This is a genomic window from Acinetobacter sp. CY79, assembly GCF_059515845.1.
The window spans coordinates 1-16,241 of record NZ_JCAKMY010000026.1; the positions used below are offsets into that span (position 1 = coordinate 1).

The 16,241-nt window shown below is 38.3% G+C and carries 17 protein-coding genes; 4 read left to right on the plus strand and 13 right to left on the minus strand.

The genetic code is table 11. The features are described 5' to 3' along the window. Window positions 1–28: 28 nt before the first annotated feature. Both AC5YCE_RS11435 and AC5YCE_RS11440 read left to right on the plus strand, forming a co-directional pair. The gene (locus tag AC5YCE_RS11435; RefSeq protein ID WP_496171020.1) at window positions 29–961 is read left to right on the plus strand and encodes an IS5 family transposase; all 933 of its coding nucleotides are present in this window, start codon (window positions 29–31) and stop codon (window positions 959–961) included. Window positions 962–1,064: 103 nt separating this feature from the next. Next, entirely contained in the window at window positions 1,065–1,808 is a 744-nt protein-coding gene (locus AC5YCE_RS11440; protein WP_496172128.1) for a sporulation protein, read from the plus strand. A 78-nt stretch (window positions 1,809–1,886) separates the two neighbouring features. Here AC5YCE_RS11440 and AC5YCE_RS11445 read toward each other — a convergent pair whose 3' ends face one another. Next, the gene (locus AC5YCE_RS11445; protein WP_496172129.1) at window positions 1,887–2,534 is read right to left on the minus strand and encodes an HAD-IA family hydrolase; all 648 of its coding nucleotides are present in this window, start codon (window positions 2,532–2,534) and stop codon (window positions 1,887–1,889) included. A gap of 110 nt (window positions 2,535–2,644) precedes the next feature. Between AC5YCE_RS11445 and AC5YCE_RS11450 the strand changes: the two genes are divergently transcribed. Further along, window positions 2,645–3,412 (plus strand): hydroxymethylpyrimidine/phosphomethylpyrimidine kinase, encoded by a 768-nt coding sequence (locus AC5YCE_RS11450; RefSeq protein ID WP_496172130.1) that lies wholly within the window; start codon window positions 2,645–2,647, stop codon window positions 3,410–3,412. A 33-nt stretch (window positions 3,413–3,445) separates the two neighbouring features. Here AC5YCE_RS11450 and AC5YCE_RS11455 read toward each other — a convergent pair whose 3' ends face one another. The 8 genes from AC5YCE_RS11455 to rpe form a co-directional block, all read right to left on the minus strand. Beyond that, on the minus strand, window positions 3,446–4,096 hold the full coding sequence (locus tag AC5YCE_RS11455; RefSeq protein ID WP_496172131.1) for a nuclease-related domain-containing protein: 651 nt from the start codon (window positions 4,094–4,096) through the stop codon (window positions 3,446–3,448). A 38-nt stretch (window positions 4,097–4,134) separates the two neighbouring features. Further along, window positions 4,135–4,623: a methylated-DNA--[protein]-cysteine S-methyltransferase gene (locus AC5YCE_RS11460; RefSeq protein ID WP_496172132.1), complete on the minus strand. Its 489-nt coding sequence runs from the start codon at window positions 4,621–4,623 to the stop codon at window positions 4,135–4,137. Window positions 4,624–4,656: 33 nt separating this feature from the next. After that, window positions 4,657–4,971, minus strand: a complete 315-nt coding sequence (sugE, locus tag AC5YCE_RS11465) for a quaternary ammonium compound efflux SMR transporter SugE (RefSeq protein ID WP_496126558.1) — start codon at window positions 4,969–4,971, stop codon at window positions 4,657–4,659. A gap of 72 nt (window positions 4,972–5,043) precedes the next feature. Beyond that, window positions 5,044–5,361, minus strand: a complete 318-nt coding sequence (locus AC5YCE_RS11470; RefSeq protein ID WP_496172133.1) for a DMT family transporter — start codon at window positions 5,359–5,361, stop codon at window positions 5,044–5,046. A 225-nt stretch (window positions 5,362–5,586) separates the two neighbouring features. After that, the gene (locus tag AC5YCE_RS11475; RefSeq protein ID WP_496172134.1) at window positions 5,587–6,381 is read right to left on the minus strand and encodes a copper resistance protein B; all 795 of its coding nucleotides are present in this window, start codon (window positions 6,379–6,381) and stop codon (window positions 5,587–5,589) included. A gap of 204 nt (window positions 6,382–6,585) precedes the next feature. Beyond that, a complete protein-coding gene (locus AC5YCE_RS11480) occupies window positions 6,586–7,797 on the minus strand; it encodes a glycerate kinase family protein (protein ID WP_496172135.1) in 1,212 nt (403 codons plus the stop codon). A 16-nt stretch (window positions 7,798–7,813) separates the two neighbouring features. After that, a complete protein-coding gene (locus tag AC5YCE_RS11485) occupies window positions 7,814–9,262 on the minus strand; it encodes an SLC13 family permease (RefSeq protein ID WP_496172136.1) in 1,449 nt (482 codons plus the stop codon). Between the two features lie 894 nt (window positions 9,263–10,156). After that, window positions 10,157–10,843 (minus strand): ribulose-phosphate 3-epimerase, encoded by a 687-nt coding sequence (gene rpe / locus AC5YCE_RS11490; RefSeq protein ID WP_496172137.1) that lies wholly within the window; start codon window positions 10,841–10,843, stop codon window positions 10,157–10,159. Between the two features lie 217 nt (window positions 10,844–11,060). Between rpe and AC5YCE_RS11495 the strand changes: the two genes are divergently transcribed. Beyond that, on the plus strand, window positions 11,061–11,354 hold the full coding sequence (locus AC5YCE_RS11495; RefSeq protein ID WP_496172138.1) for a DUF2218 domain-containing protein: 294 nt from the start codon (window positions 11,061–11,063) through the stop codon (window positions 11,352–11,354). A gap of 190 nt (window positions 11,355–11,544) precedes the next feature. On the opposite strand, the gene AC5YCE_RS11500 is transcribed toward AC5YCE_RS11495, so the two are convergent. The 4 genes from AC5YCE_RS11500 to AC5YCE_RS11515 form a co-directional block, all read right to left on the minus strand. Beyond that, window positions 11,545–12,606 (minus strand): M48 family metallopeptidase, encoded by a 1,062-nt coding sequence (locus AC5YCE_RS11500; protein WP_496172139.1) that lies wholly within the window; start codon window positions 12,604–12,606, stop codon window positions 11,545–11,547. A 9-nt stretch (window positions 12,607–12,615) separates the two neighbouring features. After that, window positions 12,616–13,629: a YjgN family protein gene (locus AC5YCE_RS11505; RefSeq protein WP_496126576.1), complete on the minus strand. Its 1,014-nt coding sequence runs from the start codon at window positions 13,627–13,629 to the stop codon at window positions 12,616–12,618. A gap of 248 nt (window positions 13,630–13,877) precedes the next feature. After that, the gene (gene fghA, locus AC5YCE_RS11510; protein ID WP_496172140.1) at window positions 13,878–14,714 is read right to left on the minus strand and encodes an S-formylglutathione hydrolase; all 837 of its coding nucleotides are present in this window, start codon (window positions 14,712–14,714) and stop codon (window positions 13,878–13,880) included. Window positions 14,715–14,735: 21 nt separating this feature from the next. Next, window positions 14,736–16,193, minus strand: coding sequence for a C13 family peptidase (locus AC5YCE_RS11515; RefSeq protein WP_496172141.1), 1,458 nt, complete (start codon window positions 16,191–16,193; stop codon window positions 14,736–14,738). Window positions 16,194–16,241: the final 48 nt, after the last annotated feature.

Below are 16,241 nucleotides of genomic sequence, written 5' to 3' on the forward strand. Positions count from 1 at the left end.
AAGGCTTATTCAGCAATATAATTTCAAAATGAATAAACCTGCAGCTAAAATCTACCATACAACCAATTGGTCATCCTATAATCGAGCCTTAATTAATCGAGGCAATATTTCCATTTGGTTTGATCCAAAGACTCAGTGGTATGCACAATCACAAGGCAAGCAAGGTCGAAATCAAACCTATTCCGATACAGCGATTCAATGCTGCTTAATGATCAAATCTCTATTTCGACTCTCTTTACGCATGGTTACAGGTTTTGTTCAAAGCCTGATTAAGCTTTGTGGATTAGATTGGACAGCTCCGGATTATTCCACCCTTTGTCGTAGACAGAAGCATATTGATATTGCGATTAGCTATCAAAAAAGTAGTAATGGGCTGCATCTACTTGTAGATTCTACTGGCTTGAAGTTTCTTGGTGAAGGTGAATGGAAATGCAAGAAACATGGGTCTGAATATCGTCGCCAATGGCGTAAGCTTCACATTGCTATAGATGCTAAAACCCTGCAAATACGTGCAGTACAACTCACCACAAATGATGTCAGTGATTCTCAAGTATTTGAAGATTTACTTGCTCAAATTCCCTTGGATGAACAAATTGATTCTGTTTATACAGATGGTGCTTATGACACAAAGCACTGCCGACAACTCATTTTAGATCGAGATGCATATGCGGTCATTCCACCGAGAAAGAATGCAAAACCTTGGAAAGATCAACAAGCGAGGTCTATAGAACGCAATGAGTTATTGAAAACAGTCAAACGGCTAGGAAGATCGCTTTGGAAAAAGTGGTCTGGTTATCATTGTCGAAGTTTGGTGGAAACCAAGATGCATTGCATCAAATTATTAGGCGATAAATTAACATCAAGAAGTTTCCCTAGTCAGGTGAATGAGATTCATGCACGCATAGCGGTCTTGAATAAATTCACAGAATTAGGTCGCCCTCATACCCAAGTTGTCTCTTAAATTTAACTCAATTAGGGTAGCTCTGCCTTTCAAACCTTTGTGCAACAAAGCCCTTTTGAATAGCGCAAAATTTTAAATGTTGAAATTAAGAGATCCCTGACTCATGCTGAATAAATTACTCTCAAGTATCGGTATCCAAGGCGTACAAGTCGATACCATTCTCCACACTCAACAATTACAAGCAGGTCAGAATCTTTCAGGTGAAATTCATTTTAAAGGTGCCAACAGCGATAAATCCATTAATGGTATTTATCTAAAACTCATGATCAGCGCTGAGGTGGAATCTGGAGACAGTGAATTCAATCAATCGCTGTGTATTGCTCAGTGGCATGTCAGTGGTGCTTTTCAACTCAAAGCCAATCAAGTGCATCAACTGCCTATTCACCTACAACTTCCTTTTGAAACACCTGTGACCGAAGTTCAATGTCGTAGAAACAGCACACGTGTTTGGTTACATACGCATTTAGATATTGATTGGGGTATAGATGCAACGGATAAAGATTTTCTCAGCATCCAACCTACCCCTTGTATGCAAAACTTTATGATTGCCATGCAACAATGCGGTTTCAACTTAGCCACTGTAGATGTAGAAAAAGGACAACTCCGTGGCAATGGTTTTCATTCTACGATTGGGTGTTATCAAGAATTTGAATTTAAACCGAATGCAATGTTCAGTGGCATGAACGAAGTTGAAGTGTCCTTTGTTGCTGAAGCACATCAAACCCATGTCTTACTTGAAATAGATCGTACTTTCCGTGGCGATGGCTTTAAAAGTATGACCATTCCACATCATTTGGCATCTGTAGAAAACATCGTGCACGAAATCAGACGAACATTGTCACTCTAAGATTTATCAATAGAGGTCCATTAAAAAATGCCCTTAGATTTGGGCATTTTTATGGTTTGATCATTCAGCTTAAAAAACTTAAGCAATCACATCCAATAAGTCTGAAAATTGTGCAATCCTTGCTTTAGGCTGACATGCTGTGAATTCTTCATCAGAACCATAACCATATTCAACAGCAATGGTTTCAATGCCATTTCGTCTTGCACCTAAAACATCATGCTCACGATCGCCGACCATTAAACACTCTTCAGGTTTTAACTGTTCTTTTTCCAAGATATAAGCAATCAAATCACCTTTATTGGTGCGATCACCATTCAACTCGCTCCCATAAGGATAATCGAAATATTGAATCAAATTAAAATGTTCTAAAATTTGTTTTGCATACACTTCAGGTTTAGCGGTTGCTAAAAACAGTTTATAGCCTCGTTTTTTTAACTCTGCCAGAGTCGCTGCAACATCTTCAAACACATGATTTTCAAATAAGCCTGTGACAGCAAAACGCTCACGATATCCAAGAAGCGCCTGTTCTGCTAGAACATCATTTGTATCGACATTGAGGATTTTCGCTAAAGAGGCTTTCAGCGGTGGACCAATAATCCAATCAATATTTTCAGTGTCAGGAATCGGATAACCGACTTTATTTAAACCATAACGTGCTGAGGTCGTGATTCCTACTTTTGGATCGGTGAGCGTTCCATCTAAATCAATTAATAAATTCTTAATCACAGCCTGTCCTATCTACCCATCGAATACAAAACATTTACAGCATATAGCTATCGAGACTTCGCTCAATTTTGCCTATACTAACGCAAATTTTATGATTTAAGGACTTTGGTGTGCGCCCAACAGTATTATGCTTTTCAGGACTTGATCCATCGGGTGGCGCTGGACTTCAAGCAGACATTGAAGCCATCGGTCAAAGTGGTGCACACGCGGCAATTGCTTGCACTGCACTCACGGTGCAAAACTCCCAACAAGTTTTTGGATTTGAAGCGACATCAAAAGAATTACTATTAGCCCAAGCCAACGCTGTTGTGGGCGATTTACCGATTAAATGTGTGAAATCTGGCATGCTCGGTACTACCGATAATATTGCAGCGCTTGCTGAGTTTTTGAGACAGCATCCAGATTACTTATATGTCCTTGATCCTGTATTGGTGGCAAACAGCGGTGGCTCATTAGGCAATCAAGCAACTTTGGTTAAAGCTTTTGTGGAGTTAATTCCGCTTGCAGACTTAGTGACGCCAAATACAGTTGAACTTCGTGCATTAACAGGCGAACAAGACATAGAGCTTGCAACACAAAAGTTATTTGAGATGGGTGCTAAAGCCGTACTGGTCAAAGGTGGTCATGAAGATACCCCTGAATATATCCGTAATGCTTTGTATGAAAATGCTGAACTCATCTCAGAAACCAAGTGCCCGCGTTTAGAAGGTGAATATCATGGTTCGGGTTGCTCTTTGGCGAGTTTTATTGCAGGGCGTTTAGCGCAAGGCGATGCCTTAAAAACTGCGGTTCATCATGCTGAAACTTGGTTATTTGGTGTATTAAAGAAAGCTGAAATTCCTGTGGAAGGTGGTCAACGAATTCCTAAACGATTTTAAATTTTAGCTTTTGAAAGCTTACTTAGTAAGCTTTCAATTTTTTTCATTTAGATATGCCACATGATCACGATTGGTTTTCCAAGATTTTTCCAGAACCTCTTTTTCGATCCTGCGTTGAATTCTTTTGAGTTTAATCTGTGAAATGACAGGTTCTTTGAATGTTTCAACATAATATGTCCATTTACCACCTTTAAAGACATTTTTGGGCATCTCAGTTTTAAATTCACAATCGGGCATAAATACGACCAGTGAATGCAAATATTCAGGCTCAACAAGATCACCCAGTATCTGCTCTAAAACCTTTTGGTGTTTATAGTTTTGATGCAATGGATTTTGAAATTTATAAGAATTTTTATAGATTTTTTGCGTCCATGTTTTTTGACGTTCAGTTCCAAAAATCCAGCCTTTATAATTTTTCGTTTCAATAATAAAGATACCAAAAGGACTCAACAGAATATGATCAATCTGAGTCGTGCCCCCGCGCCCGTCAGGTAAAGTACAATCATTGAGTAAAGTATAATGTTCTTTTAAATAGAGTTTGACCTGCGTTTTCACCGCAAACTCACCAAACTTTCCTTTCAAGATGGGTTTAAATGCCTTAATTGCTCCAACAATTAAAAATAACGGAATCATCCACCACAATTGTGAAAACAGTGGAGAGAGCATCGCAGAGTAATCAAGCATATAATTATTCAAATAATATTTTTATAAACAATAACATACTATTCAAATAATTGATTTTCGATCTTCAATAAAATCGCTTTATTCTCCAAACCACCTGCAAATCCAACCAACTCACCTTTCGCCCCAACTACACGGTGACAGGGTGCAATAATCGAAATCGGATTTTTACCATTGGCTGCTCCCACAGCTCGAACTGCTTTTACATTTCCAATCTGTTCCGCAATCTGTTTATAGCTACGCGTTTCACCAAAAGGAATCGTCAACAAAGCTTGCCAAACTTTCTTTTGAAAATCTGTCCCTTGAAAATCCAAGGCTAAATCAAAAACTTTACGTTGATGGTTAAAATATTCTGTAAGTTGTTTTTCTGTATTTAAAAGTACTGGATGATTTTCATCTTCTACCAATGTTGCCATACGTACACGATTCGGATTTTCATTTTCCCAAAGAATAGCAACCAATGCCTGATCATGAGCGACCAATTTTAGCCTGCCCACAGGTGTCTTTATTTCTTTAAAATACAGTTGCATGACAATTCCTAGATCAGAAAATATATCTAAACTTTATGATGATAATTTCATGAGCACTAAACCTGAAATAATAAGTACTGCAGCCAGCATGCGCATTGCACTCGCAGGTTCACCTAAGATAAAAATACCTACTGCAAATGAACCTATAGCGCCTATGCCTGTCCAAACAGTATAGGCTGTTCCCAACGGCAGAGTTTTCATGGCATAGGACAACAAGCCAAAACTCACGATCATAAAGACAATGGTTAAAATGCTTGGCACGAGTTGAGTGAAGCCATTTGAGACTTTCATAAAATAAGCCCAAACCACTTCAAATAAACCCGCAATGATCAATAACACCCAAGCCAAGATTCTTCTCCCCAAAACAAAAAGTTCAGGCCCCTCTGAGTAGAAGCCTGAACATTCATTACAAAAATTGATTTATGACGATGAAATTTTCATCAACACTAAGCCAGAAATAATTAGAATTGCAGCAAGCATACGTATAGCCGTTGCAGGCTCACCTAATATGAAAATTCCCACAAGGAAAGAGCCTATCGCACCAATACCTGTCCAAATCGTATAGGCTGTACCCAGCGGTAAAGTTTTCATGGCATAAGCCAATAAACCGAAACTTAAAATCATGAAGAATATGGTGATGAAACTGGGCGTCAGTTTCGTGAAACCTTCTGATAGTTTCATCGAATATGCCCATACAATTTCAAAAAGACCTGCAAAAATGAGAACAACCCAAGCCATGATGACTTCTCCACTTATCTTATTTAAATGAAGTCAGGTCGTCCTGACGTTTTTTCTTGAAAATTAAATCTGTGTTTAAAACAGAATTTTATATTTTCAAGGGAGGTCGTTCCCCCTCTGTATGAATTGCATCATATCAAATCAAAATGTCAATTTCTAATGGCATTACATTTTTTGACCAAACCTATGCTTTAAAACATCCTAGTCATACTTGTTCAAATCATTTTAAAATTTGATTTCAATCCCTATATCAGATGACCAGTCTTTGCTCGAATTTTCTTGATTTTGGTTTAAGGTTTTTGCTTTGCCTTTACTGTATCCATAAGCAATATCAAAAAATGGGACAATATGACGCGTCAGCGCATAACGCCCTTCCACCCCGATCTGCAATTGATTCAACCCTGTTTGTTCCGCATAGTCGGAGGTGTCTTTTAAAATAAAATCAGCCTCTACATAGGGTTTTAAAGTCACCTGATTGCTTACTTTAAAATTTCGTTGAAGATCCAAACTGACCATACTGTAATCATCAAAATTTGAATATAGATATTGTTCAAATTTAATTTTCGATTTCGAAGTTAGCTCTAAGCCAATCGTTGCACTGGTTGTTTCGTTTTGAATCTCGCGATTGCCATCAAACTCATGTACTGTACCCATTTTGACGTAAACATCCTGAGACACCTTAACACTTGCCAAAGCTTCTAACTGATATTCAACCTGTTTAGATTCTTCTTTTTCTAACTCAAAATTTAACTCAAATCCAAGTTGATCTTTTGTTACTCTGGTTTCGACTTCGGATTCCCAAGTACCTTGGCCATTTTTATCAACCAGCCAGATACTTTTGCTTTTCACTAAAAACGCCATTGGTTCATTCTCAGAACCTAGCGTGATGCCTTTCATATCAAGGTTTTCATCTTCAATGGAATGAGTATGCTGATGTTTAGACAGTGATGTAGCCGCTAAAACGGATTGGTTAAGTCCGAATAAACATAAAAATAAAATTGGAAAAATGAGTCTTTCCAACTGAATCCTCTTCATGAAGAAAAATAAGAAATAACGCAATCGACTTTGTATCAAAACACAACCTAATTGAAATCATTTTTTGAAATAGTGAAACAGCTGAAATTACACCTAAAAGCCTTACTCACTTAATCAAGTATATTCAACCTTGATGGGTTAAATAAGGCTCATGCATTTTTATAATTAGTCTAAAAGATGTACTTAAATTTATGCGATTTTATGACGGGCAATATTCGCTCCGAGTACCAAGGCACGCATGATTCTTTCTGTCGCATCCGTCAATAGACTTTCACCTGATGATAACGCCTCAGATAAAGACATCGGAACTGGAACGATTGAACCCATTGCTTCGATACCAATATCATAGACTTGCTCAGCACCAACCCCTAAAGTTCCCGCCAAAGCGATGACAGGAACATCATATTGAGACGCACGTCTAGCCACTTCGGCAGGAATTTTTCCTCTTGGGGTTTGATAATCAATCGCTCCCTCGGCAGTAATCACCAAATCGCAATGCTGTAACGCTAAATTCAGATCAAATCCAAGGAGGTTGGTATCCATAAAAATGTCGAAACGTGACTCTAAATTGGCACCAATCGCTGCCATTGCGGCACCTAATCCACCTGAAGCCCCTGTACCACGACCACAAGCAAAATCAAAAGCTTTATCATCATGGAGACTAAACTTCGTCAAAAGTTTTGCCCAATGTTCTAGCCCTAAAGATAACTCTTCGACCTGTTCAGGGCTTGCACCTTTTTGAGGACCAAACACCTTAGCAACGCCCTGTTGTCCTGTGAGGACATTAAACATATTTAAAGCTAATGTGATTTTGACTTGTTTATTTAAAATTGAAGGATGTAGGTTAGAAAAATCAATTTGGTCAATCTGCTTTAATGAAGCTCCACCGAAAGGAACTTGATGTCCATTTTTATCGAGAACCTGTGCTCCCAGTGCCTGTAATGCCCCTATTCCCCCATCACAAATACCTGAATCACCACAGCCCACGATAATCTCTTTAGCACCACGTTTGATTGCACCAATAATTAACTCACCTACGCCATAGCTGGTTGTTTTCATCGGATTTCTAGCATTTGAAGGAACAAGCTTTAACCCTGCTGCTGTCGCAATTTCAACCACTGCTTTGGAAGAGTACTCACCCCCTAACATCGCAAAGTGAGCATTAATTTTATGACCGATAGGCCCGGTCACCTTTTTATTGACTAAGTATCCACCTGTGACGCTCGACAAAATCAAGGCAGTATCCTCACCACCATCAGGTATTGGCGTTGCTTGAATCTGACAATATGGAAGCACTCTTTTTACACCATTTCGAATACATTGAGCGACTTGAATTGCGCCTATAGACTCTTTAAAACCACTCGGTAAAATTAAAATTCTTTGCGGTAAATGTGTTTTCATTTCTCATACTCCATTTCTAATCTTCTAATACTTCCATGCCCATTAAGGGCCAAATAAAAAAGCTAAATACGCATAGCGCAACAAACAACAAAGGTGCTAAATACAAGCTAAGCTTAAAAAGATCATGTGGAGAAAATATGGTGATTCCGTCTACTTTATTAAACATTGCAAGTGGTTTAGCAGAAGACGGTAATGTGTGACAAAAACCTGCTGCTGCAGTTGATATAAAGGCTGTTGTGGAAGGTGAGACCCCAAATTCAGATGCAGATGCAATCACAATGGGGATCAATACAGCAGACCTTGCTGAACGAGATTGAATAAATAAATGAGAGAGCAGTGAAATTAAAATAATAATAACAATAAAAGTAACACTTAAAAGCTCACTAGTTTTATCTAGATGATTAAATATATGACTAGATACCCACTCAATCGCTTGGGTCTGTATTAATGCGACTCCCATACCCAAAGTGGCCGCCATAAATAACAGCAGAGACCATGGAACAGTCTTTATTGCCACTGAAAATTTTACAGCACCGACATGAGGCATTGTCATGAGTAAAGCGCCTAATAGTGCAACCAATGCCGTTGAAATTCCATGCCATGTCTCGGTAAACCATAAAATAAGTACGAAACCAAAGATTAATAAACAATTTCTTTGTTGAGTTTTTTGAGTGTGGGGCAAATTTTGTGATAATTCAGGGATAGCTTGAGGGACAATCTTGATTTTTATATTGCGATCTTTATGGGTCGTAAATACTCTTAAAATCAGCTCAGTACATAGTAGACTTGAAACAATCGCAAATGGAAACCCATATAAAAACCACTGTACAAAAGAAAAAGTAGAGTGATTGGCTTGTTCCAAAATTTGATTGGTAATCAGGTGAGCCCCTGCTCCAAGATAAGACCCTACAGCAGACAGTAAAATGACTGAAGGGAATAACAGTCCTAATCCAATCACTAGTCTGGGAGAGCTTTTTAACACCAGAGCAAGCCCTAAAAATATAGGCAATGAAAATGCCGCACGTCCAGAAGTTGCGGGGATCACAAATGCTGAAAGAATAAGTAAAGCACTAGAATAATAAAAAAGTTGCCGAGGCGTATGCGCAAATTGAACAATTTGGCTTGCAAATTTAGACGTAAGTCCCGACTGAGTTAAACCCGCAGTCAAAATAAAGGCGGCGATAAGTAACCAAATTAAATCCTGACCTAAGGATTGATAAATGATTGTCTCATCAAGTACACCAGCGAAAACAAGCGAAATAACGGCAATCAGTGCAATATAAGTATCATCAATTTTAGAAAATACCCACAACCAAATTGCAGTAAAAAAGATACTTAGCGTGATCACACCATCACTAGATAAATTGATGTTTTGCCGATAGAAATTAAACCAAAGTGACGACTGAATAATTAAAAAAAATATCCAAAATGAGAAATGAACTTTATTATCTGATAAAACTCTCATGCTTAAAATCTACAAATTTGAAAAACCGAATTATTAAAAAAAATAAAATCTTTATTAAATTGCCATTAAAGATTAATAAATAACCCGCATTAATATTATGATTGCATGAAAGTATTATGAAATATTACAGAAAAAAACAATTTTTCAATTAGGGAAAACTAAATCCTTTAAAAAGGAATAGATTGTGAATGACTCAAAAGTTCTGAGTCAAATTTTATAGTCTTGAGTTTTTGATCCAGTAATTTTTTAATCTTACTTTTAAATTGAGTATCTTCGTCAACACCTACATCAGCCACCAAACATCTAAATTTCAAAAACTAAACTCTTGCTGAAGCTCGCTAGAAAATGCATGAGGAAAAATGAATTGACGTGCATTGACCTTTTAATAACAACAATTAATTTAATGAGCGATACGGGCAGTATATTTATGCAAGCAATATATGTCACTAACATGGAAAAGCAGTTTTCCCATAACTCATCAGTGTTAAAGATTAATTGAGCAACGTTATCGGTGGATCTATAAATCTGATGACTTGATAGATTAGAGACTTTGCGTATTTTTTAATTTTATAAGGGAGTTATACACACCTTATATCGAAACTGATAAGTCCTGAAACTTAAAAAATATCAACAAGCAATTAAGATGTATCAGCTCAAATATTAGACAGCAATTTTCTCTTTAATTGCGACATTGATGAGCTGATTTATAAAGGCCTCCGAACAGCAAAAAAGAATCCATTTGGATTCTTTTTATACATTTATTGTCTAAATAACGGACCATTAAGTATCAATCGCTTAGTAATTAGTCTAGATATCCACTCGGTTATCAACATAGATACTCACAATGTTAACCACAAACTTATCCACAGCATGATTATAAGTTACTCACAATTCTTATAAGCTAACTGAACCAACCTTCGCTAATTCAGCACGCATTTCATCAATCACAGCTTTATAATCGGGCTTTCCAAAAATTGCTGAACCTGCGACAAACATGTCAGCACCTGCTTCAGCAATTTCACGAATATTTGTAGGGGTTACACCGCCATCCACTTCTAAACGAATATCACGACCTGAAGCATCGATCAACTGTCGAGCTTCACGAAGTTTATCTAAAGTCATTGGAATAAATTTTTGACCGCCAAATCCAGGGTTAACGCTCATCAATAAAACTTGGTCAACTTTATCCATAACATAATCAAGATAGTGCAATGGAGTTGCAGGATTAAAAACTAGTCCCGCTTTGGCGCCACCTGATTTAATCAATTGTAATGAACGGTCTATATGATCTGAAGCTTCAGGATGGAATGTAATGATGTCCGCCCCTGCTTCTAAAAAGTCACCAATCATGCGATCCACAGGCTTAACCATTAAATGCACATCAATCGGTGCTTGAATGCCATACTTCTTTAATGCTTTACATACGCCAGCACCAAAAGTGAGATTCGGTACATAGTGATTATCCATCACATCAAAATGCACAACATCTGCACCAGCCGCTAAAACATTCTCAACCTCCTCACCTAAACGCGCAAAATCAGCAGATAAAATTGAAGGAGCAATAAGATATGGCTTGGACATGGGATAACCTGGCTCAAAGAATATGTTAATAAGGAATTATACCAAACTAATCCAGCTGAATAATTTCGATTATCTATCGTTTTTCAAATAAAGCTGATTCATTTAAGCATTTAACAAACTCAAGGATAAAATTCAACACAGCGTTCTATGCACACAACTATAAAATAAATGAAATAATGATATGATAATGAGAATTATTCAAATATAGACTTACATTATGAAAAGTACCACCGTGATTATGACCAATGAAGCGGCTAGAATTGGAAAACGTTTACTCAATCATTGGAAGCACAAGTTTGAGGTGAGTGAAACCGTAGACCAACATGAACATATCGTATACTCAATCTTTATGCCTGATGCTACGGTGAAACTCACTGCGCTTGAAGAAAAATTAAATGTCGAAATCATCACTGAACGTGAAGATTATAAGATGCTTGAAAAAGTAGTGATTGATCATTTAAGTCGTATGGCACACCAAGAGTTTACCGTTGAATGGCAACATTCGAATTAGAATTTCACCTTGGTATTTTGAAATACAAAATGTTCTATAGATTTTCCTTAATTAAGGTCACTAAACTTGAAAAAAGATAGCTGAATGAACAATATCAATTTTGTTGTATTGTTCATTCAGCTGATGATCTAAATTTTATAAATGACATTCTAGATGGAACTTAGAAATATCTCATTTAAAAAAATTAAACTTAAGGATTAGCAGATTGATATTTTGCTTCAAAATCCCGCACAGTTTTAACACGCTCAGCTGTCGCAGGATGGCTGGAAAGTGCATCTAAAATGGATGGAAACGGCCTAGATTTTTCATCTGTAGAGGCCTCTTCACCAGCATCTTCACTCATGCGTTGTAGTAAATTAGCGAAGTGCCCTGTTTCAATTTTTTTATCATGCATTAGATGCAGCGCATAAAGATCAGATTCACGCTCAAACTCACGAGAATAGCCAGCACCCACAACTGCAATAGGAAGTGTCGCCACTAAATCAGAACTATCACCTGTAATCGCGACATATAAAATACTAAACCCTAGGCTGGATATCGCTTGTTGCAAGCTATGGCGTTTCAATAAATGTGCTTGTTCATGTGCCAACACACCAATGATTTCTTGATCACTATGCGCCATTTCCACCAGTTCATCGGTAAGAATGATCGTATTATTGGGCAATGCCAAGGCATTTGCACCTAACCTGTCACCCAATCTAAACTTCAGTTGAGCTGGCTGATCACCTGCGACAATTTTAAGATAATCCGATTTGATTTTTTGTTGACGCTCAGCCGACAACTTCGTCGGTTGAGTGTAATCATTCACATATTCTTCGGCCTGTCCCCCAATACGAGATAAGGTATTTTCAGGTAATTGAAAAGCAATCATCTTCGCCGCTGAAGGGATTCCCCACTTAACCACTGAAAATCCAAGTGCTAGGATAAACACGATACTAAATAAAATTAACGATGGTGTTCGCTCTAATTTCCATACTTTAGAGTGAAAACTGGTGTGATCAACAGGAATCCAATCGGGTACATCACGATTTTGCAATTCAATTCGTGCGTCATTGTCCAATTCAATCACAGGATTCCGTTGTCCAATAGCGCCAATAAAACTCATTTGATTTTCATGGTAACGGTGACTTTTTTCGACTACATCGTGGTATCTCACCACCACAGACTGTTGATCGAAAGGATGTAATGTTGCTTGGCGAGGTTTTGAAATGACACCATCATAATAAATAATCGGAATAGATTTCATCGTCATCATCCAAGCTTAGAGTGAAATATCGAGATCAAAAATATCACTAATTTCTTCTGCAATTGCATTGTGATCTTGCTGTGCAATATTCATCATCAAATTAGGGTCATCTTGCAAATGCAAACTCATATTCTCAATTTGATAGCGATATAAACGAATCGCCGCCCAAGCTGACATTAATCCAAGGCTTAGAATTTTGACAATCCAATTACTGGCTACGATCCAAGCATAGCGCCATTGATTACAGTCGGTCTTAAATTGGCTGCTACTCAGGCTTGTATTATTCCATGTGGTAATGAATAAACGCGCTTGCATCAGTGGCCCTACAAAAAGTAATCCACCAATATAAATGACGAAAATCAAATATCCGACATATGAGCCTATCAACAAATCTTGCATTGGCATCGCAAATAATGCCAAGACTCCACATACCATCAATACGCCCACAAACATCAGCATCGGAATATAGATTGCAGCCATATAACTTGGCCAATCCGCATTGAGCTTAAACTTCAGCTGACCTGCATAAAGATGGTTCAATGTGTAGCGCTTGTATAGCCAAATCGCAACAGGTGTGAAAATACCCAAGGTGAAAATCACAATCAATGCCGCAAAAAAGAACTGTTTATAAGCTTCTTTGTTCGTGCCTTCAAAATAGAACCGACTGTTGCCAAACTTACTATTCCTCGAAGTAAATCGAATCGTTGCACGTACTAGCCAGGGTAACGCCAAGTAAATAAACAAACCACCAAACGCAGCAATGGTCATTTCCATATAACCTGCGAAGGCAAATACTCCCCAAATACTGAGGGCAATAAGTCGACCCACTAAAATCTTGGTGGGTACACCTGTAAAATCGAAAAAACGGTGAAAAAATTCGGTGTTGTTATAAAAATATCGTAACCGTCTTACTTTAGCCCAAGGCGCATATAGGCTGAGGGTCGCGATGGTCAATAAAATATTGACAATCCAAATACCAAAATACTCCATGGCATTACCATGGAATCGAAAGCGAAATTCACGCCCCATATACACGGGACGATGTTCACTTTCATTGGTCGGTGAAAAGGGTGGATCAATTTCAGAAAAATTGGATGGAATCGAAGGAAGATCAGAATGTTGATGTTGCATTATTATTCTCAATTTATATTTGGAAATGACACTTAAAACATGACGTAATTCGTCAAAAAAAGTAAAAACTGAATGTATATTTTTTACACTACATATTTAAAGCTAAAACAGTAGATATTGAAAGCATCAATATCTACTTTTATATATTATTTTTGCAATTGAAGTGCATGAAATTGCAGATGATCATCTATAAAACTTTGAATAAAGAAATAGCCATGATCATAGCCTGCATGTTCGCGCAAAGTGAGTTTCTGCCCCACAGATTCGCAAGCTAGTTTCATTTTTGCAGGGTTGAGCTGACTATAAAATTGATCATCCACGCCCTGATCAATTAAAACTTCAGAGAATAACGGGCCTTTGGAAAGGACGAGTTCTGTTGCATCATGCGCTTTCCATTGGACTTGATCATCACCTAAATATTGGCTGAATGCTTTCTGCCCCCATGGACAGTCAATGGGTGCACAAATCGGTGAAAATGCTGACACTGATTTAAACTTTTCAGGATACTTCCATGCCAAGGTGAGCGCCCCATGACCACCCATGCTGTGGCCCATGATGCCGATCGCATCCGCTTGAACTGGAAATTCATTTAATACCAGCGGATACAACTCTTCGATCAGATAACTTTCCATCTGAAAGTGTTGCTTCCACGGCGCTTGTGTCGCATTGATATAAAAGCCCGCACCTTGACCAATATCCCAACTATCCCCTTGCTCAACATCATCCCCGCGTGGCGAAGTATCTGGTGAGATGAGAATAAAGCCCAATTGCGCAGCTAGACGCTGTGCATGTGCTTTGATCACAAAGGTTTCTTCAGTACAGGTCAAGCCCGCTAAATAATAAAGTGTAGGACATGAGTCTCCGTCCAGAGCTTGAGGCGGCAAAAAAACCGAAAATTTTGTGGTTCCCTTTAAACACTCAGATTCAAGCTGATAAGTCCGCTGTTCACCTTCAAAGCATTTATTTTTTTGAATCAGTTGCATAGCTCCCCCGCATCAATATTTTTAGTGAGTTTGAACTGTTGTTTCAGGTTTTAAGTTCAATTGATTTAAATCATTGTGTTGAATAGTTTCAGTCCCCAACGCCTGCGCATTAGCTAAAGTCTGAGTTTGCGGGAATAAGCGTTTCTCGAGCTGTGGCAACATCAATTCCATATTTTTCCCAATCACCCACTGTGGCTCAGAAGGCTCAAAACCTTGAGCTTGTTCCCATGTGGCTACAGTGCCCGAAGCTTCATCAAAAGCTGCTTTTAAACTGCTTTTTTCGCGCATGGCTTGATCAAAGAAGGCACGACCAAAATAAGTATAATCCGATTCATTTGAACAACCAAAAGATGAGCGATCTGCAGCCGATGCCGTAATAATCAGCGTATCTGGAGATTGTAAAGCGGGTATAAAACTACCTGAATAGCATGCTGAAATTACAATCACCTTCCAACGAATTCCCGACTTGTCAAGGGTCTCTCTCAACCATTGTGGATCAACATCATCTAAATCAATGGGGTCATTCTCAATTTGAAATTGATTTTGTAACCCGTGTGAAGTCATATATAAAAATAAGACATCACTTTCAGGATTCATTTGTGAACCAATACGTCGCAATGCCAACTCTATACTGGTCTTAGAGGCTATTGGAAATTCAGTCCCAGTAGCAGCATTATTGATCAATGCAATAGAACGACCAAACGTACCAAATCGGGCATCAAACTGTTCCTTGATTCGTTCAATTTCGAATTTAAATACATCTTGTGTCATACCTGCGACACCCATGAAATACCAATGGGATTGCGCGTACTCACCGAATTGGATTTGATCCAAGGCTTTGCCCAGTAACTTTGGCTGACTATATAAAACCTGTTCAGACACTGTAGGTGGAATTGCTTCAACTTTCCAAATCGGTTGATCTTTAACAGCCATTTGCCAAACGATAAGCGTAAATAGCGTAGTGAGCATAATCAATGCTCGTTCCCACCATGGCCACTTTAACTCACGTGCAAATACCCAGACCACCGCCAAACTTTGCCAGACGAATAGCACCATAAACAAGATCGGTAGGTAGTCATAGGTGAAATTTGGCAACCAATCTAAGATACCCAAATATTGAATAAAACTTTGTAAAATCGCGATATGTGTGTCGAGCACCAACCATAATAATGCAGGTACTAGCATCATTCGAGGATTGTTAATTCGCTGGGATAAAAAGATCCCGACAATCAACGCAATAAAAGGCCAAAGCGCATAACTCACTAAACCTTGTTTATTGAACTCTCCCAGATCACCAGCAATGAGCCAACTAAATAAACTATTGGCAACACCCCCTAAAATTCCCCAAAAAATCAGTTGAAGGATGGATGGGCGTACGATTTGCAAAGACTTCCTTGAGCCTAAGAATAACCACATCCCTGCACGTTGGTTACTTTTGAAATCATGCCAAAAATTAATTGAAGGTTTTAGATCTATCATGGATATCTATTATGCAGGTGCCTATATCAGCATGCTTAGTTTATGCTT